Raw genomic sequence first — 23,817 nt, 5'->3', positions numbered from 1 at the left:
AAGAAAAGATATTGAATTTATCGTGAAGAATTTTTGGCCACATCGATCTAAAGCAAATGGGTTTTCAATTCAAAAACTTGCTCGTAATTATCGTTTAAAGATATCCAACTCTAGAGTGTCTTCAAATGAAATTTCAGATCAACTTTTAGATGATATAAATATAATATCTATGAAAGAAGAAGGTGAAAAGATTTCGATTGCGAATCTATCTATTAAAAGAATACATTGGGCGAATAGAGATTTTTCAGAATACAAGGAGGCTGCTTGAATTTTATTTTTTTGAAGAAATATTTTTTGCATCTTGTATATTTTTAGTAAGAGGAATTGTTGATAAAACAAAAGACACGACAAATAGCAATGTAATACCAACTAGGCTCCAAAAAGTTAAGTTAGATAGCTCTAACTCTCCAAATGAGACCGTTAGATATAAATTCAATTTTAATCGACTGAAAAATTCTTATGTGATTTTAGCAATAATTATTTTTTTTTTAATGATTGCTTTTTGTCTTTTAAGATTTACACATATTTTTTCTTTCCATCATCACCTATTTTGTAAATACCTCCTTTTGGACCAACAAATAGCATTTCGCCATTAATTTTTGATTTACCAAATTTAGTTAATCTAGATCTATGAATACCTGCTTTTTCTCTAAGCTCATCCTCTGAATACCATGTACCTAATGGAATGTTTTTACAAGGGTCAAGTAAAAGAGAGTTTGTAAATTCCTCTGAAATTCTTTTTCTACGAACATTTATATTTTTGAACCTGTTCTTAAATCTCTCCATCAAACTCTTTTTATTAGAAAAATTTTTTCTCTTATTTAAAATTAATAATATATATAAAAAAAATATTATTAAAAATATTGGAATTAATTTCACTATTGATAATTATAATCTTTTCTAATTAAAGCAACTTCTAGGAATAAAGCCAGTTGATTACATATTATTTAATTGATTTCTCTTTATTTTCTTTTGATTATCAAGTCAAAGCCTAGATCAGTTTTTTTTGAAAGTATTTCTTTTTTTACAATACCTTTTTTAAATACACTGATAATTATTATTATTGATTCAAAAAAAGAGAAATAATTGAAAATATTAGTATTATAAAATTACTAGTAATAGAATTTTTATTGTTTGGTTTTGTATTTTTATTTTCTTTCTTTTTCATTTTAGTAAGGTCCGTAATGGGTTGAGCATTCAGCGCCGCAATATGCACCTATATTAATTGCTTGCTCTAAATTAAGTTTCGCTGAGAGAGCTGTCGTTACAGCTCCTGCGAAGCAGTCTCCACATCCATAGCTGTCGATCTCTTTTGAACTAGGCTTAATGGATTTGTATTTAATATTTTCAGGAAAAATTGTGCCACCTAATTTACCTTTTGTTGAAATGTATATGTCTGGTTTAGGTTCAAGTTCTTCTAGATTTATTTTTTCACCAGGATCAAGACCGCTACCAATTAAAGCGTTGATTTTTACTTTGGAATTCTTTAAGGTTTGTTCACCTGTTCGGGGTGTGGCAGAGAGGAATTTCGCTCCCCTTGCAAGTCTTATTCCTTCTTTATCTGTTGCTGTAACAAATATCCCATCGTAATTTTTCATATCACCCCAAGGTAGATTGTCAGAAGCAATTGGCTGTAATCTCTCTCCAATAACTGTAATTGCTCTTTCTCCATCTTTACTAATCAAGCTAATACCTTTTCTAGTTGGTTTCTCGCGCCAAGCTACTTTTAAATTTAAACCAAGTTTTGTAAGTCTTTCATAGCATTTTTTACCGTAATTGTCTTTGCCCAATGATGTGATTAAGTCGACAGGTCCATTTGTCAATCTTGCCATCTGAACAGCGGCGACTGCTGCACCACCTGCGGCTTCTTCAAAGGAATCTTTTGCATGCGAAATTTGTCCCGCCAATGGCAGCTGATCAACTTTTAAGAATGTTACCCATTCGACATGACCAATCACAGCTAATTTAAGTTTAGGTAGACTAAGTATTTGTTTAGGTACATCAATTTTCATTCTTAACTAACTATATTATTTCTAATATAGTTAGTTAGCTTCATGGGTAAACTATGATATTTTTTTATTCATAAAATACACGAACTTTATAATAGTTCTGATATATTATTTTTTATTAAATAAAAATTTACTATGATAAGACAGATCAACTGGTTGAAATGGGTTTATTTGTTTTTGGCTATATTAGGAGGTGTTTTACCTACACTTGCAAATATTGAATTTGCAAAAAGTTATGGACCTGCTTTTGATATTCAATTATTTATAGAGTTGGCTAATAATAATCCAGCTTCCCAGTCCTTATCTAGAGATCTTTTTATAGGCTCAACAGCAGTATTTGTTTGGATAATTTCAGAATCAAAGAGACTAGAGATGAAAAATCTATGGATTGTTGTATTAACTACATTTACAATCGCATTTGCTTTTTCAGCTCCTCTCTTCTTGTATCTAAGGGAATTAAGAATTGAAGAAATGAATAGAAATTAATTATATATAACGAGTATTTATTTTATATTCTTACAATTAGTTATTAAAATCATACAAATGAGACTAACAATTAACCATAATTGAAAGGCTGTATCGAAATTATCAATTAACTTACCAGCCAGCCATGGGACAGTTAAAGCACTAATTCCAAAACACTGAGAATATAAAGCTATTGCCGTTCCTTGAGATTTAATAGGAGAAGATTTTATAATCGCATTTGAAGCAGACGGTAAGAATATGCATAGAGCAATTGTTAGAGGTAAAAAAGCTATAAGTACTAATAAATATCCATCATTTAAGAAATTAGAAACTGTTAAAAAAATAAAACCTATTAGTAGAGAAAACAAGCATAATCTAAATTTAAAAGGTGAATTTTTATTCCTTAAAATATAACCAACTGGCCATTGAAAGATTGCAAGTAAAATAAGTTTGATTGTTACTAAAGTAGCTACTCTTTCCTCTGTAAATGGTGGCCTTATTATTCCTCCGTTTGCTAAATCTAATGGTAGGATAACTTGCAATAAACTCATTACTCCTGTCACGAATAGAGTTATTAATAATAAAGGAAATAACTTGATTATCCATTTTATATTAAATTTATTCTCTGTATTTTTATATTTGATTTCTATAGTATCTTTCATGACTAATTGATTGTTGCTTTTGCCTCTATCTATCTTCTCTCTTAGAAGATAAAAGATATATAACATGCAAATAATATCTATTAAATATATTATTTTTGTCATTTTAAAGTATGTTCCAAGAGTACCTATAAATACCCCCAAAGTTACACCAATTGCATCCGCACTTCTTGCAAGAGAATAACCTTCACTTGATTGAATTGTACTATTACAATTCAATGGCACTGCCAATTCTGCAGAAGGCCAATAAATTCCAGCTGCTGCTCCTAAAAAAAACTGACCTGAGAGATAAGATAAATAAGTTTGTGAATAAAAAAGAATAAAATCAGATAATATTGCAAGTACGCATGCAAATTTAATTGCTTTTCCATAACTAAATTTCTTGTCAAGAAAATATCCTGTACCCAGCCTTGTTGTGATACCAGCAAATGCAGCGGTAGTTATTCCACTTCCGATTTGTTCAGCTGAAAAGCCAAGATTGTTAAAGATTATCGGACTTAAATACAATACTCCTCCGGCTCCTATCGCTGTCCATAGCCGAGCCTTTATGATCAATCTTAGGGATACTGGGAATCTTTCCCAATAATTGCTAACACTAGAAGTTGAGAACAAATTCATTCATTAAAAAATTAGTTGTTCTTGGAACAGTTGGAAGCTTACTAGCACCTTCTTGTATTTATCCAAAACTTCAAGCAGCAGAGAGATTTGAGATTCATTTTGATGGAATGTCTATTCCAATTTCAATAAAAGAATTGATTGATTGGAGTAATGGTGAAGATGAAACAAATTCAGAATTAGCCAGCTGGCTTAATTTACTTGGTTTTAAAGAAAGGAAAGGTTTAGCAAAGTTTTTAAGTACCCCTTTGGTAAAAGATAAAAGTATGGCAAGACAAATTTTGAGAAGTTGGTCTGGTCGAAAACTACTTGATGAAGTAAGTGATCTGATACTTATGGATGAAGACAGCTCTGGCGAAAGGGTTTTAGATACTTTGGAAAATCTTTTAAACGAAAAGGATGAGGTGACAACTTTTGATCTTCTAAATTCACTTTCTGTTAAAGCAATTCATATTGATTTGGATGGGTGGATTGAAGTCGCAAATAATTGGAGAAGTGAATTAAATAAACAACAAAAACTCTTGTCTAACTTGGCGTCAATTAATGAAATATTAGTAAAGAGAAGTAAAAGAAATATTTTACCTTTTGAGATTAAAGAAAATGAATATGAAATGATTTCTTTAGTTGTTTCTCATAGAAATGAGCCTTTGAATCTAGAGGTTTGGAATCCTTCCTCTAGGGAGAAAACTAGGACAAATTGGGTTTTGCTAATGACAGGTTTAGGAGGCGATCGTAATCATTTTAATTGGCTTGCAAGAAGTCTTAGTCATAATGGTTGGCCTGTTGTTGTGATGGATCATCCAGGTAGTGATTCATTAGCATTAGAGGCCTTGGTGAAAGGAAGACTTCCTCTCCCTGGTGCAGAAGTTTTAACTGATCGACTTAATGATTTAGAGAGTGTCCTTAAAGCGAAAAAATCAGGAAAGATTGATATTTCAGCAGAGAATGTTGTCTTGATGGGGCATTCTTTAGGAGCGCTTACTGCTATTTTGGCATCAGGAATAGAAATAGATGATCAGCTTGAAAATAGATGTCAAAAGGTGCTTGATAATCTTTCTCTTACTAATTTATCCTCACTTTTGCAATGTCAGCTAACAGATATAACCTTGACCGAAAGAGAAAATATAGAAAACCTTTCAGCCATCGTTGGTATGAATAGCTTTGGTAGTTTTTTATGGAAGAAGAACTTAGACAATCAAATAAATATTCCTCTGTTCCTCACTGGAGGAACTTTCGATTTGGTTACACCAGCTATGAGTGAACAACTTGGACTATTGCTTGCGGTTAGCTCGAGTCCATATAGCAGAGTTCTTTTGATTGAGGGTGCTAGTCATTTTTCTCCTATTAGAGTAGAGGGGCAGATGTATCAGTCTGAGGGTAAAGATTTATTTAATTTAGGTGAATCAATTGTGGGATTTCATCCACTTTCTGTACAGAGCTTATTAGCTTTTGAGATAACTAGCTTCTTAGAGAAATTAGAAGAAAAAAAATCAATTCCTTCAAATACTAATCTAACTAAAGGTGAGCTTAAATTTCATATTTTAGATAGGGCTAAAATTGAAAAACTTCTAATTATTCAATAGCTGACCCTTGGATCAATGTATGCAATAGCAATATCTATTCCCACACTAATCATGACAACAAGGCTAGATATAATAATAACTATTCCTTGTACGACAGGATAATCTCTTTGGCTAATAGCTTCTTTAAGTCCTAGGGCAATTCCAGGCCATGAGAATGTTATTTCAATTAAAAGTGCTCCACCAATTAAAGAAGAAACAGTTAATCCAGTAATTGTCAATATTGGGAGCAGTGTATTTGGTAAAGCATGTTTAAATAATATTCTGGAGTCATTTATACCTCTACTTCTTGCAGCCTCAATATAATCTTTTTTTAAAACTTCCTCTAAATTTAATCTTAAAGACCTACTAAATATCCCACTTAATAATATCCCTAGAGTGACTGAAGGTAAAATCAGATGCTTAATAGAACTAAAAATTAATTCAATATTTTTATTTAAAATGCTATCTAAAAGTAAGAATCCAGTGACTGGGGGTGGAGGACTTTCTCCAGGGGGTAATCTTCCACCAATGGGAAACCAACCTAGTAATACAGCGAAAATAATTTGAATTAGCATCGCGGCCCAAAAAGGAGGTAGAGCATAAGTACCAATACCAAAAATTCTTCCCCAAAAATCTATTTTGCTTTCAGGTTTAACTGCTCCTAAAAAACCAATCAAATAACCCAATAGTGATGCGATTAAGATTGCAAATATTGCCAATTCGATACTTGCTGGTAGAGATTTGGAAATAATTTCTTTTACAGGTTCTTGTGTGTTTAAGGAATTTCCTAAATTTCCATGTATTAAATGATTTAAATATTCAAGATATTGATTAATTAGAGGTTTATTTAATCCAAGTTTTATTCTTAGACTTTCTCGTGCCAATTCATTAGCTCGAGTGCCTAGAATTGCATCTACCGGGTCGCCTGGTGCGATTCTCAATAATATAAAAACTAAGCTCGAAATGATCCAAAGCATAATTGGCAATAGAGCTAATCTTGCAAGGATATATTTGAAAAGTTCTTTTTTAGATGACAAAACTAGTCTCTTTTTAAGTTTTTTAGAATAATTAATCCATCTCCTGAAAATTCTGGTTTACTTATATCTTTTAACGACCAAGCTTTAGGTCTGATTAGCCAAACTGGCAAGTAGGAACTTCCTTCTTCTGCAAGTTGTTCGATTTTTAAAAAAGTATTTAATCTATTTTCCCCCTCTAATACTTCACTTTTTTCTAATTTTTCTTGTACTTTTTTATCACCCCAAAAACTTCCACTGAAAACAGCTTCTCCCTTGAGACAAGTACTATTATTTATCTGAGTACAACTTAATAAAGGAGCTAAATATGCAATCGGATCAGAAAAATCTCCAGTCCAATCTAATATAACTGCTTCAAAAGAACCTTTTGATAGCTGATCATATACTGTTGTTGATTCCACTCCATTTAAAGTGATTTGTAAACAATCAGATAAATCTCTTTTGATTTGCTCTTGCCATATAAGTGCTAGATTTTTATCAGCAGGTACGGTTGATCTGAATGTTAATGGAATATTTAAAATATTGTTTTCGCAATAGCCTTCTTTCTTTAATAATGTTCTTGCAATTTTAGGGTCGTAAGATGGCCATGGTGAAAATTCTTTCTTATAAAATTGCGGAGGAGCTATGGAATATAATGGCTCTCTAGTTCCAAAACTTACTCTCTCAGTAATTAAGTCTCTATCAATTGTATATGAAAGAGCTTTTCTTAACTTTTGATTTGATAATGGTAAATTGTTGCTTTTAAAAGTAATGTATCCAATTGATGTTGGTGCACCTTCTCCTGAATTAAGCTTATCTTTATTAGCCATGTTATTTAATGACAAACGATGCATATCAGCTATAGAATTTGATATTAAAACATCAACTTGATTGGTTTTAATAGCGCCAAAAAGAGTACTTGAATTATTGAAATTTACAAAGTCAATACCTTTGTTGAGTGGTTTACTACCCCAATATTTATTGAATGGCTTAATTATTTGTTGACTAGAACTAAAACTTTCTAAGAAATATGGACCAGTCCCTATAAAGCTTTTATTATTGAATTTATCTTTGTAATCTGAATATGAATTAGGCGATACAGGAGTTAAATTTACTGAAGTTAGAAGAGTTTTTATTGAACTTGATGGTTTTTTTAATTTTATCCTTAGAAGAAATTCATCTATGACTTCAATAGCTTCTATTTTGTCATTTAATAGATACTTTAAGGTTCCTATTTTCATAAAGCGGTCGAGACTAAACTTCATCGCTTTAGCATCGAAGATACTTCCATCGTGAAAAGTAATATTTTCTCTGAGTGGAATATCTATTAGCAAACCATTCTTGCTTACTTTTGGTATATCTATAGCTAGACTTGGGGAAAGAGTTCCTTCCTTATTTATTTTGTATAAAGTATCTCCAAGAGCGCTTAATATTTGTAGTGTCCTAAGAGTATTTGCCTGAGCAGGATCAAGGGATTCAATTTTACCTGCACTTGCAACAATAATATTTTCTCTTTTCTTATTTTGAACGCATGATAACTGGAAGATAATTAATGTAATACTTAAGACTTTTAAAATGTTTCTTATATAATTCATTTTTAACATTTATTTTATAATTATATATTAATTTCTATCTCAATTAAATCTTTATTGATTCGTAGTTACTTGTTTGATTGATATCTCGAAAACTGGAGATCCATTTGGATTAAGTGGCCATTCTCTAACCCAGCATTTTTCATAAGCATTGTCTATTCCTAATACTTGAAAAAGTTTTTCTTGATTCTTTAAATAAACACAATCTCCTTGATTAATATTTTTTTCTGTTTCCTTTCTGATTTTTTCAATTACGTTTTTAGATGTTGTCATGGTTTGGAATCGAAAAAGAAATTTAAATTAAAATTTCCTTTGTTCTTTTATATGAATAGCAACTTAATTTTGATTTGACTAGTTTTCGTGAGCTAAAGGCAACCCATGGTTGCTGCAATTCTTTTAACTTGTGACATTTTTTTTATATCTATTAGAGCCTCTTCAAGTTCTCCTTGCCTGATTTTGTGAGTAATAACTACTATCTCAGCTTCTTTATCTGTTGCGTCAAATTGAACAATTGATTCAATAGATATTTTTTTCTGTCCAAAAATAGTGCCTATTTCCCCAATTACGCCTGGACTATCTTCGGCGATTAGCCGTATGTAATTCTTTTTAGTTATTTGTTCCTTTTTTGAAACGTGACAACTTCTCCAACTTTTTGCAGATAGAAGTGGGTCTAGGTTGGATATTTTGTCTTCATTTGTAGAAAGAATACCTGCGATGTTAAGTATGTCTGCAACTACAGCTGAGGCTGTTGGACCGGATCCAGCACCTGGCCCAAAAAACATTACTTGGCCAATAGGATTTCCTTCTACAAGTATTGCATTGTTTACTCCACTTACGCCTGCTAATGGATTTTCTTCTGGAACCAATGTGGGCTCAACCCAAATAGATAATGGTTGACTCTTTGGAGGAGGTGATTGAGTTTTGTCTTTCTCTGATATTGCCAAAAGCTTAATTCCATAACCTAACTTTCTAGCGTAATTAACATCTATGGCTTGTAGTAGGTTTATGCCAGTAGTTGGGATTTCAGCTCGATTAATTGCTCCACCAAAAGCAAGGCCACTAAGAATTGCAATTTTGTCAGCTGCGTCTGATCCCTCTACATCAGCCGCAGGATCACTTTCTGCATATCCAAGCGCTTGGGCATCTTTTAAAACTTCAGCATAGTCAACTCCCTCTTTATCCATTCTGGAGAGTATGTAATTAGTTGTTCCATTGATAATGCCGCTTACTTTGGTTATCTGATTACCTCCTAAAGATTGTTTTAAAGGCTCAATTATTGGAATCCCTCCTCCTACTGCTGCTTCAATGAGGACATAAACCCCAGCGGCCTTCGCCTCATTTGAGATTTCTTCACCATGTCTTGCAATTACTGCTTTATTAGCAGTAACAACAGATTTGCCTGCTCTAAGGGCTTGGATAATTAATGATTTTGCTGGTTCTATACCGCCCATTACTTCAACAACTATTTGAATATTGGGATTATTTACTATTTCCTTTGGGTTTGTCGTAAGTATTGAATCATTGATAGATATATCTCTTTTCTTGTTGATATTTCTGACTGCAATACCAATAAGTTCAAGTTCTCCAACCAAAGGATGTCTATCTTTTGGTTGATTAATGATATTTGCAACACCCTGACCAACAGTCCCTAGGCCAAGTAAACCGATTCCAACTTTTTTCATGTTTTTTTGAGCGATGATTTTGTTTAAAGCTTATTTATTCATTGTCAGAGCTTGATATTGAGAGGTTTTTTGCTTGAGCTTTCATTTTTAGGAATATGTTGAGAAAACCATTCGCTCTCGATGGCGTTAAGCTTTTACTTAGTCCTGTCATCTCAATAAATTTCTCACTTATAGAGAGTACTTCATAAGGTGTTAGATCATTCAAACCTTTTATTAGAAAAGCTAGCAATCCTTTTGTTATGAGCGCATCCGAATATCCTTTCCATTGAATTTTTCCATTTAATAGAATTCCAAGAACATATACTTCTGAAATGCAACCTTTTACCTTAGTAGTTTCTAGGTGAAGATCTTCATCTAGCAAAGGCAAACTTTTTGCTAGCCATAATATATATTCGTATCGCCTTTTGGGATCTGAAGTTGATTGTAGACGCTCTATAAGATTATCTAATGAATCACTCCCGTAAGTATTGATGAAGGATTTTTCTTTGATTTCAATCACCTCTGCATGTCAATAATTGTACTTATCTTACTAAAGCCTAACTAATTATTTAGTTGCTTCAATTTGATGAAGACCTTTTTCACTAATCCAACCATTAAATGGCACGTCCCATCTTTCTCTAGGTAATGGTTTTTTAGATATGCAATTATTACTGATGACTACAAATGATGGAATTGAAAACCACAAATCTTTTTGTCGAAGACGATCAAAGTATCCTCCTCCGTAACCTAATCTGTAACCTTCTTGATCTATAGCTATTGCGGGCACAAATAAAATAGAAATATTATTGGGGTTAATTGCCTCTTCTCCTATTGGTGCAGGAATGCTGTTTGAATCTATCTCTAGTTGATTATTTGACCAGTGATGATAGGTGATACCTTTTGTTTTTGAACTCGAAGGTAAGGCAACTTTTTGATTGTTAATTTCTTTAATAAATCTTATGTCTACCTCGCCTTTTAATGGCCAATAAATTCCTATATATTTTCCTTCATCATGATATTTGTTTAAAAGTATATTTAATGCTGATTTGACATTTGATTTTATTTTTTCATGTATTAAAGATGAATTTGAGTTACGGATTAAATTATATTTATTTCTTTTGATTTCTTTTATTGATTTTATAGCGTCATATTTATTTTTCATAAAATATAAATTTTAAATATTGATTAAATTATTTAAGATAGATTCCAGTAAGTGCAATTGCTAGTGCATCTGCAGCATCGTCTGGCTTTGGCGGTGAAGTAAGACTGAGTTCATGCATTACAGATCTTAATACTTCATCTTTATCTGAATGACCGTAACCAGTCATAGCAAGTTTGATTTGCATTGGTGGGAATTCTTGAATTGGAAGATTGTGCTTTCCTAAAGTCATTATTATCACTCCGCGAGCCTGAACGACACTAATTGTCGTACTCGAGCGATAAAAAAAATACTTTTCTACTGCAGCATTATTTGGATTCCATTTGTTTATTATTGAGGTTAAATCATTTGAAATTTCTAAAAGCCTAGCTTCCTCTTTTTGTGTTGATTCCGTCTCTATAATCCCGCAATCAAGCATTATTTTTTTTCCTTCTATTTCATCAACGATTCCATAACCTACTCTTGCTAACCCTGGATCTATTCCTATTATTCTCACTTAGTTTATTGTTGCTAGTTCAAATTCAGATACATCATTACTTTCATTTCTTTCAAATACTTTGCAAAAAGCTTTTATTACTCTATCTCCAGAATCAACTTGTTCAAGAGGATCTTTTCGAAGTCTGTGCCTTAATGCTGTCGAAACGACACGAGCAATATCTTCTTCAGTTACCTCTTTTCTCCCTTCAAAGGCTGCAAGGGCTCTAGCTGCTCTATTTGTAACAATATCTCCTCTAAGTCCATCAACATCAAGTTCACCGCAAACTGCTGAAATTCTTAGTCTGAGATCTTCATCAATAGAAACCTCGTTAAGTAAATTTTGGGCATCAACCACTTTTTGTTGGAGCGCGTCTTGGTTCCCCTGAACCGAATCATTAAAAGATTCAGGATCATTGTCAAAGGCTGTGCGTTGGTCAACAACTTGAACGCGAAGTTTTGCTTCTCTTACTGTTCTTACTTCCACACTCATTCCAAAACGATCAAGTAACTGTGGCCTTAATTCTCCTTCTTCAGGGTTTCCTGAACCAATAAGTACGAACCTCGCTGGATGTCGAACCGAAATACCTTCACGTTCAACTGTATTCCAACCTGAGGCGGCTGAGTCTAAAAGTACGTCGACAAGGTGATCATCTAGCAAATTAACTTCGTCAACATAAAGCAACCCTCTGTTTGCTTTGGCTAGCAGTCCAGGTTCAAAAGCTCTAACACCTTCACTAAGAGCCTTTTCAATATCAATAGTTCCACAAAGCCTATCCTCAGTTGCACCTAACGGTAGATCAATCATTGGAACTTGTTTCTCGCCTTTTCGAATTTCATTACCACTGTCAATTCTCTCTCTAACATCATTGCTTTGAAGATCTGGATCATCAAGAGAGCTGTTATAGGGATCTCCTTCAACAACTTCAATAGCAGGTAATAGATCAGCAAGTGCTCTTATGGTAGTGGACTTCCCAGTGCCTCTATCACCCATTATCATTACTCCGCCAATTCTCGGATCAATAACATTTAAAAGAAGCGCTAGCTTCATTTCTTCTTGTCCAATCACTGAAGTGAATGGAAAAACTCTGCGTTTTCTAGTTGAACTCACTTTCTTAGTACTGGTATCAAGATTGTTTCATAACCAGGCCACTTTAGATTGATATGGTTCAAAAAAAAAATGATAATGAGAAGCAAAAGTTTATTAAATCAGTAAAAAATCTAATTTAGATTTGATGTTTTTTGATCTGGCGATAGAAAAGGGACCAATTCTGCCGATAAATTTCTTATCAACTCGGGTGCTCTTGGATCGTTAAAAGGACCTTGGACTATAAAACTTGCGAATACCCTAGAGTTATGAGGAGTTTGAATTAAAGCAGTATCCGAATAAGAAATTCCAATATCACCAGTTTTGTTGTGAACTAAATAACCTTTTAATGAAAGATGATAGTCAGTGTCTTTAGATTCCTTCCCTAGACCTTTTAAAATCCCTGCAGGTATTAATGTGTTTGTTTTTGATTTGCTCATTATTTCTCTGAAAATATCTCTAGAATTAACATCAAGTAGATAACCATTATCGACAAGGGCCATGGCTAAAGATAAATCTTTAGTTGACGTCATATTTGTTCCATCTAGATCAGGAAGATAGTTATTTATTTGTGTATTTTTTAATCCAATTTCTTTGAACTTTTGATTGACTATGTTGATTCCTCCTAAGCGTTTTATTAGTAAATTAGTTGCTGTATTATCACTAACTCTAACCATTTCTGTGGCTACTTCAAACACAGGAAAAATCTCACCAATATCTTGATATGCCATCCAGCCTGAACCACTTCCAATTATATCTTTTGAAAGTTGCAACTTTTCATTCCAATGTATTTCTTTTTTCTCAAGCATTCTAAGTAAAACTATAAGAATAGGGACCTTGATACTGCTTGCTGCAGATAGTTTTTTATCAGATTGTATTTCTGCATAGACTTTTTTATCTAATGATAAGAAAAAAGCACTAACATCAAGATCTGGATTTTTTATTATTAGCCTTTCCCATTGAGTAATTAATTTTTCTAGTTTTTCGAATTTATCATTGTAAAATAATGTCAAATTAGATTTTCTGGCTTTTAATTCTTTTTCAATTGACCTACTTGAGTTCGCTACTTTATTAATTTTTTTATTTAAGTTATAATTTTGATTTATTGGGCCAAAAAACCTTAGAAAACTACCAAGTAAAACTGATAAGCCTATGCTTGTTAAAAATATATTTGTTATAACTTTGAGGTGACTTTTCACTTTGAAATGAAAAAATATAAACCTGCTGCTATTTATTGTAGCTTGTTATTTTAATTAATCACTTTTATTTTTAATTTTCCATCTCGTTTGGCTAATTATTCCTCTAATTAGTGCAACTTCATCATCTTTTATCTCACCTCTTAAAAGCAATTTTTTGATTTTAGTCATTTTAGCTTTATATGTATGTTTCATTAAGAAACCAATATCAAATAGAAGACTACCTGCATCGTTAATACAATCTTCTAATTTAATTAAATTTGCAGGAGAGCTTGTTTTTGTATGTGATTTTAAAAAATCAAGCTCATTAAATTGATTGAATTGATGAAGAACAATTGCTACTGCATGTGAAAGATTTAATGATGGATAATGCTCGCTTGTATTAAGACTAATCACTTTATTTGCTTTTAGAAGCTCTTCGTTAGACAAACCTCGGTCTTCTCTACCGAAAACTAAAGCTATTGTCTCTTCTCTTTCTGATCTGAAAGCCCAGCTTAAAGCATCTTTATTTGAGTTAAGTGGAATTTCACCATGTTCTTTTCTTCCGCAAGTAGCAATAATTCTTGAACAGTCTGAAAGTGAAGAATTTAGATCCTTATATACTTTTGCTTTTTCTAATATCTTCGCACCTCTGACAGCCATCTTTTTTGCTTCAAGACCTAAATAATCGCATTTAGGAGAAACTAGTCTTAATTCATGAACACTAAAGTTTTCACATAGTCTTGCAACGCTCCCAACATTGATTGGCCCCGCAGGTTCAACAAGTACAACTTTTAGAGTTTTTTTAGTAGACACTATTTAGTTGAGTGAATGCATATATGCCAATAGATCCGCCATTGATTGAGGTTCAATTTCAAAACTTGGCATTGGGGGAGTCAATCCCCGAATAACTTGATTGATGATTTTTTTATCACTCATCTCTTGAGTCGCTTCGTGGAGGTCCGGTCCTACAAAACCTTGAGCTGAAATCCCATGGCAACCAACACAGTTTATTTTAAATAATTTGCTTCCTGATAAAGCTTCACCTTGAATAGATAAAGTTTCAGTTATGAAAGGATCTTGCTTAAAGTCTTCCATTCTCCAAAAAAGGATAAGGCATGCGACAGTGGCTATGGATAATAAGAATATTCGCCAAGAGCTAATCTTTTGGTCCTTATTAATTAATGCTTTTGATGACGGAGTATTCACGAAAACCTCTTTGACATGAAAGAATTGATACTAGTAATGATGAAAAATGCGAGCCAATGATTGAGCCTCTGCTATGTGGGATTGTTCTTGGACTAGTTCCCATAACACTATTAGGCCTTTTTGTTAGTGCATGGAATCAGTATCGTCGAAGCAGTTCAATGCCTGATTGGGAATAAGAAAAAGAAGAGAGGTGTTTCCATAAAATTTCTTTTTATTTAATTCCCAACCATTATGTATTCTTGGCATTGATTTTGACGAGCATTCACATATCAAAGTTGATGTTTTTTTAATCCATTGTTTAGTCAATAAAAGTTCTTGAGAAAGTTCATATAACCTTGATTCATATGGAGGGTCAAGAAAAACAAAATCAAATTTTTCTTCAGAGTTAGAAAAATCATTGATAAAATCAATTCTTATGTTTTTTGGTCCTTTTTTTAGAAATGAGATCAATTCACTGCATATGACTTGAATATGTATTGTCTGATCAATGGTATTTGATACATCCATAAGGTTTTTTTTGCATATTTTTACTACTCTCCTGTCTTTTTCTATTGAAAGTACCCTTTTTACCCCTCTTTGTAGCACCTCACATGCCATGGCTCCACTTCCACTGCAAAGATCTAGCCAGCTTGCTCCGTTGATTTCGGTTCCAAGAATATTAATTATTGCCTCTCTCACTTTTGAGGAGGTAGGTCTTGTCTTTTGGCTTAAAGGACTTTCTATCCTTTTTCCAGAAATAAGTTTCAATTTCCCTTTCAAGCTAAAATTTACTTTTTTTTAACCAATTAATCCAATTAAAAATAAGTTTTTGTCCTGCGACTCCTGATTTTTCAGGATGAAACTGACAGGCCCCAGTATTTTTGTACCAAACAACAGATGTAACGTCAGTTTTACCAAATTTTGTTGTGGCTACGATGTTTTCTGGTTCAAGAGGACATGCTGAGTATGAATGGACGAAATACATCCAATTTGAATCAGGATGATTTTCAAGAATAGGACATTCGTTTGTTTTGTATATTGGAGACCAACCAATGTGTGGGATTCTTTCATTTCTTTCTTGAGGCAATTTGCGAATATGACCTTTGATGACGCCTAAACCTTCTGAAGTACCTTCATCACTAGTCTCAAATAAAAGCTGCAATCCTAAACAAATTCCAAAAAGTGGTTTACCGTTATTTATCCAGTCAATTATTGAAGGTACTAGTTCCGTTTGTCTTAAATTCATCATTGCGGGATCAAAAGCACCTACTCCTGGGAGAATTAGGGCATCACATGACCTGAGTGTTTTGATATCACAAATAATATCTAAAGGTTGATTAAGCCTTTTAAATGCTTGTTGAACGGAAAAAAGATTACCCATTCCATAATCTATTAATCCAATTTTTGCCAAAAGGGTTACCTTTGAATCACTTGTATTGGGCTTTAAATTTAAATTTTATAATTTGAGATTAGAGATGTTTGGAGATTGTTCCAGAAAGAGTGGCTTTAGGAACTGCTCCAACAACAGTATCTACTTTTTGACCGCCCTTAAAGATCATCAAGGTTGGTATGCTTCTGATTCCATACTGACTAGCAACATTTGGGTTCTCATCAGTGTTTAATTTGAATACTTTTATTTTGCCTTCGAAATCTTTTGAGATCTCTTCAACAATTGGAGCAACCATTCTGCATGGTCCGCACCAAGGTGCCCAAAAATCAACCAAAACAGGCACGTCACTCTGGAGGACTTCTTGTTCGAAAGAGGAATCAGTTACTGCAGAAGCTGTGGACATACCTTGGAAGTCTTAAGAACTCAATCATAACAATTGTATTTTGCCTATAAAAAGTTTTTCTGCCATTTTTAAACGAAGTTTGAATATTTATTTGCGTTTTTTGAATAAGAAAAGCCCGAACAAGTCGGGCATTTTGTGTGTGAGGAGTGTGAGAGCAAAGGCTCTCACTACTCAATTCTAGCCCTTGTATTAAATTCTGAAATCTTTCAGTAGCTTTATTTTCCCATTCCAAGTTGCTGTGCTTTTTGATAAACCTTTCCTTCTGTTAACAAAGAAGGTGCAACAACAACTTCAACTTTTTGCATTTCTTTGAGGTCGGTAGCACCCAAAGTCCCCATAGAGGTTTTTATTGCTCCTAACAAATTGTGGGTTCCATCATCAAGTATTGCAGGACCACAAAGAATGCTTTTTAAGCTACCGGTCGTTCCAACTTTAATCCTTGTGCCTCTAGGGAGAACAGGACTTGGGGTAGCCATGCCCCAATGAAAACCCTTGCCAGGAGCTTCTTGAGATCTTGCAATTGGGGATCCAATCATAACTGAGTCAGCACCACAGGCGATGCATTTGCAAATATCACCACCAGTGATAATTCCACCATCAGCAATAATTGGGATATATTTTCCACTTTCTTTTTGAAAATCATTCCTTGCAGCAGAGCAATCAGAAATAGCAGTTGCTTGAGGAATACCAACTCCTAATACGCCTCTTGATGTGCAAGCTGCTCCAGGTCCAATGCCAACCATTACGGCTGCGGCTCCTGCTCTCATAAGTTTTAAAGCAACTTCATAGGTAACGCAATTACCAACTGCAACAGGGATGCCAATGTTTTCGCAAAGATCATTAAGGTCAAGCTTTTGACTACCCTCCTTGCCCAAGTGTTCTGTTGAAACAACTGTTGCCTGAAGAAAAAATAAGTCTGCATCTGAGTCTTTGACTAAATCTTTATATTTAATTGCAGCTAATGGTGTGCCGCTTACAGCAGCAATCCCTCCACTATTTTTTATCTCTTCAATTCTTTTTAAAATTAATTCTTCCTTTATTGGTTCCTTATATATTTCTTGCATCAAAGGAACAAATCCCTCTTTCCCAATTGATTGGATTTTGGCGAGGACTTTTTCTGGATCTTCGTATCTAGTTTGGACTCCTTCAAGATTTAAAACACCTAGGGCCCCCAGCTTAGAAAGAGCGACTGCCATTTTTACATCTACAACACCATCCATCGCACTTGCGATTATGGGAATATCTCTTTCAATCCCACCTATTTCCCAATTGGTTTTTGTGATTTCAGGGTCAACTGTTCTTCCTCCCGGTACTAATGCGATTTCATCAATCCCGTAGGCTCTTCGAACGGTTTTGGTGCGTCCTAGTTGAATATTCACACCTAAATTTTGTAAGTTCTCGTCAAACTACCAACTGAAGTGCCAAATTGAGCAAATGTTGGGAATAGATAATCAAGATTTTGCTTATTTTTCCTTTTTGATTAGATGATTTAGGAATGCTTTGAGCGAAATTTATATCATGTTTTTGTAATTGTTGATTTTGTTAGAGGTGATTTACTTTCAGATATATGGTTATTTACTTTAAAAAGTTTATTAATGCTCAGATGTTCTTATAATTGGTAAAACCCTTATATATGGCTGATCCATTGGGACCTAATAGTACTGGTCCCGGGGAATCCGATGATCGGATCATCCAGACTGATTTAAGAAACGAAATGTCGCGTTCCTACTTGGAATACGCGATGAGTGTGATTGTTGGAAGAGCTTTGCCTGATTCGAGGGATGGACTTAAACCAGTTCATCGAAGAATTCTCTATGCGATGTATGAACTTGGACTAACTAGTGATAGGCCATACAGAAAATGCGCACGTGTTGTTGGAGAAGTTTTAGGTAAATTCCATCCACATGGTGATACCGCCGTTTATGACGCTTTGGTCAGAATGGCCCAAGATTTTTCTATGCAGATGCCTTTAATTGATGGGCATGGGAATTTTGGATCTGTTGATAATGATCCTCCTGCTGCAATGAGATATACAGAATCCAGATTGCAATCTTTAACGACTGATAGCTTGCTTGAAGATATTGAATCTGAAACAGTTGATTTCGCCGATAACTTTGATGGCTCTGTGCAAGAACCAACAGTATTGCCTGCAAGAATTCCTCAATTGTTATTAAATGGTTCTTCTGGAATAGCTGTTGGTATGGCAACCAACATACCTCCACATAATTTGGGTGAATTGATTGATGGATTGATGGCTTTAATTTCTAATCCCAATTTAGAAGAATTAGAGTTGATGAATATAATTAAAGGTCCAGATTTTCCTACTGGTGGACAAATACTTGGAAGAAGTGGAATTAAGGAAACATATCTTTCTGGTAGAGGTTCAATCACAATGCGTGGAGTCGCTGAAATAGAAACTATTGAAAATCCAGGTAGACCAGATAGGGATGCAGTTATAATTACTGAGCTTCCTTACCAAACAAATAAAGCTGGATTAATAGAACGAATAGCTGATATGGTCAACGATAAAAAACTTGAAGGTATTGCAGATATTAGAGATGAAAGTGATAGAGATGGAATGAGAATTGTTGTTGAATTAAGAAGAGATTCATATCCTCAAGTTGTTTTAAATAATTTATTTAAACTTACTCCTTTACAGACTAATTTCAGTGCAAATATGCTTGCATTAGTAAATGGTGAGCCTGTTATATTGTCACTTCGAAAAATGTTGCAAGTATTTTTAGATTTTAGAGTAGAAACCATTGAAAAAAGAACTAAATATCTATTAAAGAAGGCAGAGGCTAGAGATCACATATTATTGGGATTATTACTAGCATTAGATCAGTTAGATGAAATAATTAGTCTTATCAGATCAGCTTCTGACTCGGCAACTGCTAAAAGAAAATTACAAGAATTGCATGGCTTAACAGATATTCAGTCTGATGCTATTTTGCAGATGCAGTTAAGAAGGCTAACCGCTTTAGAAGCTGATAAGATTAGACTTGAACATGAGGACTTGGTTAGAAAAATAAAAGATTTGAAAGATATTTTAAATAAGAAAGAAAGGGTATTTGAAATAACAAAAATAGAATTAAATGAAATAAAAGAAAAATACAATACTCCAAGAAGAACAAAAATTCTTGACCTTGGTGGAGGCCTTGAGGATATTGATTTAATTGCAAATGAAAGATCAGTCGTTTTATTGACCGAGACAGGATATTTAAAGAGGATGCCTGTTAATGAATTTGAAGCAACAAGTCGAGGTACTAGAGGCAAAGCAGGAACGCGAAGCCAAGGAGAGGAAGAGGTGAAAAAATTTATTAGTTGTAATGACCATGACAGCCTTCTTCTTTTTAGTGATAGAGGCGTTGCTTATGCTCTTCCTGCTTACAGAGTTCCTCAATGTAGTAGAACTGCAAAAGGTACACCTATTGTTCAATTGCTTCCAATTCCACGGGAAGAAGCCATTACTTCATTGCTTTCCGTGAGTTCTTTTGATGATGAAAACTATTTATTGATGCTTACTAGGGGGGGGTATATAAAGAGAACACCTCTTTCAGCTTTCAGCAAGATTAGAGCAAATGGATTAATTGCAATAGGATTAGAAGATGGTGATGCTTTGACTTGGGTTCGATTGGCTGAGTCTGGAGATAGTGTTTTGATTGGTTCCAAAAATGGAATGACAATTCATTTTAGATTAAATGATTCTGAATTACGCCCTTTAGGCAGATCAGCAAGAGGAGTTAAGTCAATGAATCTTAAGTCTGGAGATTCTCTTGTGAGCATGGATGTTTTATCTACTGAGTTGGCTGATCATGTCGATAAAAGTGAAGAAGAAGAACTACAGGATGAATCATCAGAGTCTGAAGGCCCTTGGGTGCTTGTTGCATCTGGAAGCGGACTGGGAAAAAGAGTCCCTGTGACACAATTTCGATTGCAAAAAAGAGCAGGAATGGGCTTAAGAGCAATAAAATTCAGAAAAGATGGAGATGAACTTGTAGGTTTAAGGGTCCTAGGTAAAGGAGAAGAATTATTATTAGTAAGTGAAAGAGGGGTAATTGTTCGAACTAGTGCAGATAAAATCTCTCAACAATCTAGAGCTGCAACTGGTGTAAGAATTCAGAAGCTTGATAATGGTGATAAGTTGTCGGAAGTTGTGTTGGTTCCTCCAGAACAAATTAATGATGATGAAGAAAAAGAATCACCCACAAGGAGAGAATCAATAAATACTGATCAAACTTCAAAAAATTGAAATTGAATAACTCTGCTGATGTATTAGTTATGGGAGCAGGACCAGCTGCTCTTTGCATCACTGCTGAGCTGGTTCAACAAGGACTGAATGTTCAGGCAATAGCTTCTAAGTCTCCTTTAGAACCTTGGCCAAATACTTATGGGATTTGGGCATCTGAACTTGAGTCTTTAAATATGCAGGAATTATTGAAATATAGATGGAAAGATACTGTTAGTTTTTTTGGAGATGGATTAAGTAAAAAGGGTAATAATTTTACAAATCATTCTCTTGACTATGGCCTTTTCAATTCTATTAATTTTCAGGAGGCTCTTCTTAAGAGATGCAATGGACTTTCTTGGCAAGTAGAAACTGTCAAAAATATTGATTTTGGTGAAAAAGAAACCGTTGTTATTTGTTCTTCAGGGGAAAAATATTTCGCTAGGATCGTTATTGATGCCAGTGGTTACAAAACTCCTTTTATTAAAAGACCTAAACATGATCACATAGCTAAGCAGGCGGCGTATGGAGTAGTTGGAAAATTTAGTGCGCCCCCCGTTGAGAAGAATCGTTTCGTATTGATGGATTTTAGATCAGACCATTTAAATGCCAACGAATTGGAAGAGCCACCTTCTTTCCTTTATGCTATGGACTTGGGAGATGGGAGTTATTTTGTAGAAGAAACCTCTTTAGCATGTGCGCCTCCAGTTTCATTTGAATCATTAAAAGCAAGGTTGAATTCACGACTATCCAATAAAGGCATTCAAATTGAGGAAATTATCCATGAAGAGCATTGTCTTTTCCCCATGAACTTGCCATTGCCTTATAGAGATCAACCTCTTTTGGCCTTTGGGGGCTCTGCAAGCATGGTTCATCCTGCTTCAGGATATCTTGTTGGATCCCTTTTAAGGAGAGCACCCTCATTAGCAAGGGAGTTAGCGAAAGTTATAAAAAAAGATCCTCTTATGCCAACATCTTATATAGCCCGAAGAGGATGGAAAACCTTATGGACATCTGAATTGGTTCAAAGACATCGTCTTTATCAGTTTGGTCTTCAAAGACTAATGAGCTTTGATGAATGTTTATTAAGATCCTTTTTTGATACTTTTTTTAAATTACCCAAGAAAGATTGGTACGGATATCTAACTAATACTCTTCCTTTGCCAAGATTATTTATTGTTATGCTCAGATTGTTTTATATTGCCCCATCTAAAGTTAGATTAGGAATGATTGGCTTGCTAATAAAAAAAATTGAAAAAACTTAGGTTTTCTTTTTCCAATCCATAGGCGAAACTAAAGGAAATATACAATCCTCTTTTTCTATTCCTTCTAAAATTTTGTTATCTATAATTTCATTGTTTTTTATTGCATTTATTAACATCCAGAATCTACTTAAATGCAAATTTATTCTTTCTCTTGCAAGTCCAGTAGTGGTTCCTGCCTTGAGAATGAAACTCCAATCTGAAGATTGACATAGTAAAAGCTCTCTTCCCGCTTGTTTAATGATTTTAATATTTGACTCTTCTATTAAACTTTCAGAACAAATACTTACCATCTCTCCCCCGGCTTTACTCCATTCATGAACAATCCATGCATTTGTCTTGTTTAACCAATAATTATGAAAACCACCTTGTCCCCAACTTGATGGAGAAGGATTGCATAATTGGATTTTGGGTGTTACTTGAAGAGCCTCTTTTAAAGTAATAAATTTAATACCCTCTTCTTTTGACTTGATAAATAAATGGGAGAGGAATTGCGGACCTTCAAACCACCAATGACCAAAAAGTTCTGCATCAAAAGGTGCGATTAATAACGGATCTATTTGCATTGATTTCTCAAGTTTTATAAGTTGTTTCTTTCTATCCTTTAAATAATTTTCTGCATCTTTTTCAACACTTTCTTTTGCTAATTGCGGGTCATATTCTTTTTTATTTTCTAAAGATGTATTTTTAGATGAAATCTTAAATAATTTTATCCCTAATGGACGTTTCTCCTTGATTCCTATCTTTTTTAGACTCTCTATTGATAAATCCCATCCCAAGTCCCTATGAAATTCTCTATAGTTTGGCTTGCCTGGATACCCATCTATTGCTGACCAAACTGGAAGAGTTGATTCACTATCTCTTCCAAAGAAAGCAACTCCTCTTCTTGTGCAAATGGGGGCATATAGACCATATCTTGGCCTAGGATCTGCATTCAACAATCCATGACCATCAAGAACAGCATATCTTAGTCCTGATTCAGCCATTAATTCATCTAAGCCTTCGTAATAGGCACATTCAGGCAACCAAATCCCCAATGGAGCACTCATAAAAAGGCGCTCATGTTCTGTTACGGCTGTTTTTAATTGAGCCCTAACGGCCTCAGGATTTTCTCTTAAAAGCGGAAGATATCCATGTGTGGCTGCACAAGTGAGAATATCAATAACATCTAATGTTTGTAATTTCTTAAATCTTCCTATCAGATCACCTTGACAGTTCTTCCAGCTATTTAGCTGGCGTTTTAAGTGCTCTTTTAAATGAAGAACTGCTTTTAGGCAGTCTTTTTCTAGGGTATTAAGAACTTCTAATCTTATGGTTACCCATTTTTCAAATCGATTTTTTAATAAATGATCTTCAAAAAGGGAAAGCAAAGTAGGCGATAAACCAATTGTGATTTTAGGTGCTTGATCTTTTGCTCTGGCGGCATTCTCTAAGGTTTCTAAAAGTGGCAAATAACATTCCACTAGAGCTTGAAAGAACCAGTCTTCCTCTAAGGAGCCAGGTTCCTCTGATCGCACGTAAGGTAGGTGGGCATGCAGGACTATGGCGAGATTGCCTTTAGTCATTAAAACTCCCAGATTGTTGGATTGGATCCATGGATACTTATACTCTTTAGCCGTACAAAAAAAGATGAACTTTAAGTTATAATCTAAAATCAGTAAAATAAGATACTCAAAAATAATTTTTTATTTGTTATTTAGTTTAATTAAAATGTGATATTCAATCTCTATCTTTTGCTATTCCATAAATAAAAAATATAAGAATATCAACTAAATAATTAGAAAATTAATAGTATTTGTAGAAATATGAGATATGTAGACTACAATTAAAACAATTCTTATAGATCTTGAAAGGTCTAATTATCTTTATATATTT

At 34.0% G+C, this 23,817-nt stretch carries 25 protein-coding genes; 6 read left to right on the top strand and 19 right to left on the bottom strand.

What is annotated here, in order from left to right:
- Window positions 1-22: 22 nt before the first annotated feature.
- Window positions 23-268: a hypothetical protein gene (locus tag O5640_RS04350; protein WP_269613435.1), complete on the top strand. Its 246-nt coding sequence runs from the start codon at window positions 23-25 to the stop codon at window positions 266-268.
- Between the two features lie 248 nt (window positions 269-516).
- Here the strand turns inward: O5640_RS04350 and O5640_RS04345 are convergent, their stop codons facing one another.
- Entirely contained in the window at window positions 517-879 is a 363-nt protein-coding gene (locus O5640_RS04345; protein ID WP_269613433.1) for a hypothetical protein, read from the bottom strand.
- 290 nt (window positions 880-1,169) lie between these two features.
- Window positions 1,170-2,012 (bottom strand): PfkB family carbohydrate kinase, encoded by an 843-nt coding sequence (locus O5640_RS04340; RefSeq protein ID WP_269613432.1) that lies wholly within the window; start codon window positions 2,010-2,012, stop codon window positions 1,170-1,172.
- 132 nt (window positions 2,013-2,144) lie between these two features.
- Between O5640_RS04340 and O5640_RS04335 the strand changes: the two genes are divergently transcribed.
- Window positions 2,145-2,495 carry a DUF2834 domain-containing protein gene (locus O5640_RS04335; protein ID WP_269613430.1) on the top strand — a complete coding sequence of 117 codons (351 nt, stop codon included), beginning with the start codon at window positions 2,145-2,147 and terminating at the stop codon, window positions 2,493-2,495.
- 17 nt (window positions 2,496-2,512) lie between these two features.
- Here O5640_RS04335 and O5640_RS04330 read toward each other — a convergent pair whose 3' ends face one another.
- Entirely contained in the window at window positions 2,513-3,751 is a 1,239-nt protein-coding gene (locus O5640_RS04330; protein ID WP_269613428.1) for an MFS transporter, read from the bottom strand.
- On the opposite strand from O5640_RS04330, the gene O5640_RS04325 reads away from it, so the two are divergent.
- Window positions 3,736-5,331: an alpha/beta hydrolase gene (locus O5640_RS04325; RefSeq protein WP_269613426.1), complete on the top strand. Its 1,596-nt coding sequence runs from the start codon at window positions 3,736-3,738 to the stop codon at window positions 5,329-5,331. The genes O5640_RS04330 and O5640_RS04325 overlap by 16 nt on opposite strands.
- Here O5640_RS04325 and O5640_RS04320 read toward each other — a convergent pair.
- The 11 genes from O5640_RS04320 to O5640_RS04270 all read right to left on the bottom strand — a co-directional run bounded on the left by O5640_RS04320 (window position 5,325) and on the right by O5640_RS04270 (window position 14,680).
- Window positions 5,325-6,347, bottom strand: coding sequence for an ABC transporter permease (locus tag O5640_RS04320; protein ID WP_269613424.1), 1,023 nt, complete (start codon window positions 6,345-6,347; stop codon window positions 5,325-5,327). The two genes, O5640_RS04325 and O5640_RS04320, sit on opposite strands and share 7 nt — an antisense overlap.
- A 2-nt stretch (window positions 6,348-6,349) precedes the next feature.
- Window positions 6,350-7,927, bottom strand: a complete 1,578-nt coding sequence (locus O5640_RS04315; protein ID WP_269613423.1) for an ABC transporter substrate-binding protein — start codon at window positions 7,925-7,927, stop codon at window positions 6,350-6,352.
- Between the two features lie 42 nt (window positions 7,928-7,969).
- Window positions 7,970-8,188 carry a hypothetical protein gene (locus O5640_RS04310; protein WP_269613422.1) on the bottom strand — a complete coding sequence of 73 codons (219 nt, stop codon included), beginning with the start codon at window positions 8,186-8,188 and terminating at the stop codon, window positions 7,970-7,972.
- Between the two features lie 92 nt (window positions 8,189-8,280).
- Complete coding sequence (locus O5640_RS04305; RefSeq protein WP_269613421.1) at window positions 8,281-9,597, bottom strand: homoserine dehydrogenase; 1,317 nt, start codon at window positions 9,595-9,597, stop codon at window positions 8,281-8,283.
- A gap of 34 nt (window positions 9,598-9,631) precedes the next feature.
- Window positions 9,632-10,096, bottom strand: a complete 465-nt coding sequence (locus tag O5640_RS04300) for a SufE family protein (RefSeq protein ID WP_269613420.1) — start codon at window positions 10,094-10,096, stop codon at window positions 9,632-9,634.
- Window positions 10,097-10,141: 45 nt separating this feature from the next.
- Entirely contained in the window at window positions 10,142-10,738 is a 597-nt protein-coding gene (locus O5640_RS04295; protein WP_269613418.1) for a 5-formyltetrahydrofolate cyclo-ligase, read from the bottom strand.
- A gap of 28 nt (window positions 10,739-10,766) precedes the next feature.
- Window positions 10,767-11,231 (bottom strand): crossover junction endodeoxyribonuclease RuvC, encoded by a 465-nt coding sequence (ruvC, locus tag O5640_RS04290; RefSeq protein WP_269613416.1) that lies wholly within the window; start codon window positions 11,229-11,231, stop codon window positions 10,767-10,769.
- Complete coding sequence (bchI, locus tag O5640_RS04285; RefSeq protein WP_269613415.1) at window positions 11,232-12,320, bottom strand: magnesium chelatase ATPase subunit I; 1,089 nt, start codon at window positions 12,318-12,320, stop codon at window positions 11,232-11,234.
- 110 nt (window positions 12,321-12,430) lie between these two features.
- Entirely contained in the window at window positions 12,431-13,495 is a 1,065-nt protein-coding gene (locus O5640_RS04280) for a serine hydrolase (RefSeq protein ID WP_269613414.1), read from the bottom strand.
- A 54-nt stretch (window positions 13,496-13,549) separates the two neighbouring features.
- Window positions 13,550-14,287, bottom strand: coding sequence for an RNA methyltransferase (locus tag O5640_RS04275; RefSeq protein WP_269613413.1), 738 nt, complete (start codon window positions 14,285-14,287; stop codon window positions 13,550-13,552).
- Window positions 14,288-14,290: 3 nt separating this feature from the next.
- Complete coding sequence (locus O5640_RS04270) at window positions 14,291-14,680, bottom strand: c-type cytochrome (RefSeq protein WP_269613412.1); 390 nt, start codon at window positions 14,678-14,680, stop codon at window positions 14,291-14,293.
- A gap of 56 nt (window positions 14,681-14,736) precedes the next feature.
- On the opposite strand from O5640_RS04270, the gene petG reads away from it, so the two are divergent.
- Window positions 14,737-14,856 carry a cytochrome b6-f complex subunit V gene (gene petG / locus O5640_RS04265; protein ID WP_011294783.1) on the top strand — a complete coding sequence of 40 codons (120 nt, stop codon included), beginning with the start codon at window positions 14,737-14,739 and terminating at the stop codon, window positions 14,854-14,856.
- On the opposite strand, the gene rsmD is transcribed toward petG, so the two are convergent.
- From rsmD to O5640_RS04245, 4 genes are all read right to left on the bottom strand, one after another.
- Window positions 14,804-15,427 (bottom strand): 16S rRNA (guanine(966)-N(2))-methyltransferase RsmD, encoded by a 624-nt coding sequence (gene rsmD, locus O5640_RS04260; protein WP_269613411.1) that lies wholly within the window; start codon window positions 15,425-15,427, stop codon window positions 14,804-14,806. The genes petG and rsmD overlap by 53 nt on opposite strands.
- Window positions 15,428-15,440: 13 nt before the next feature.
- On the bottom strand, window positions 15,441-16,070 hold the full coding sequence (gene hisH, locus O5640_RS04255) for an imidazole glycerol phosphate synthase subunit HisH (protein WP_269613410.1): 630 nt from the start codon (window positions 16,068-16,070) through the stop codon (window positions 15,441-15,443).
- 58 nt (window positions 16,071-16,128) lie between these two features.
- A complete protein-coding gene (trxA, locus tag O5640_RS04250; RefSeq protein WP_038653576.1) occupies window positions 16,129-16,452 on the bottom strand; it encodes a thioredoxin in 324 nt (107 codons plus the stop codon).
- A 215-nt stretch (window positions 16,453-16,667) separates the two neighbouring features.
- Entirely contained in the window at window positions 16,668-17,831 is a 1,164-nt protein-coding gene (locus tag O5640_RS04245; protein ID WP_269613408.1) for a GuaB3 family IMP dehydrogenase-related protein, read from the bottom strand.
- Window positions 17,832-18,085: 254 nt separating this feature from the next.
- Between O5640_RS04245 and gyrA the strand changes: the two genes are divergently transcribed.
- On the top strand, window positions 18,086-20,704 hold the full coding sequence (gene gyrA / locus O5640_RS04240; RefSeq protein ID WP_269613407.1) for a DNA gyrase subunit A: 2,619 nt from the start codon (window positions 18,086-18,088) through the stop codon (window positions 20,702-20,704).
- On the top strand, window positions 20,701-21,945 hold the full coding sequence (gene crtL / locus O5640_RS04235) for a lycopene beta cyclase (RefSeq protein ID WP_269613406.1): 1,245 nt from the start codon (window positions 20,701-20,703) through the stop codon (window positions 21,943-21,945). The genes gyrA and crtL overlap by 4 nt, the downstream gene beginning before the upstream one ends.
- On the opposite strand, the gene O5640_RS04230 is transcribed toward crtL, so the two are convergent.
- Entirely contained in the window at window positions 21,942-23,507 is a 1,566-nt protein-coding gene (locus O5640_RS04230; RefSeq protein ID WP_269613404.1) for a glycoside hydrolase family 57 protein, read from the bottom strand. The two genes, crtL and O5640_RS04230, sit on opposite strands and share 4 nt — an antisense overlap.
- Between the last annotated feature and the right edge of the window lie 310 nt (window positions 23,508-23,817).

This window comes from Prochlorococcus marinus str. MIT 0912 (genome assembly GCF_027359595.1).
In the GTDB taxonomy this organism is placed as follows: domain Bacteria; phylum Cyanobacteriota; class Cyanobacteriia; order PCC-6307; family Cyanobiaceae; genus Prochlorococcus_B; species Prochlorococcus_B marinus_C.
The sequence above is the reverse complement of the archived record's forward strand: the minus strand, read 5'-3'. Positions and strand labels throughout refer to the sequence as shown.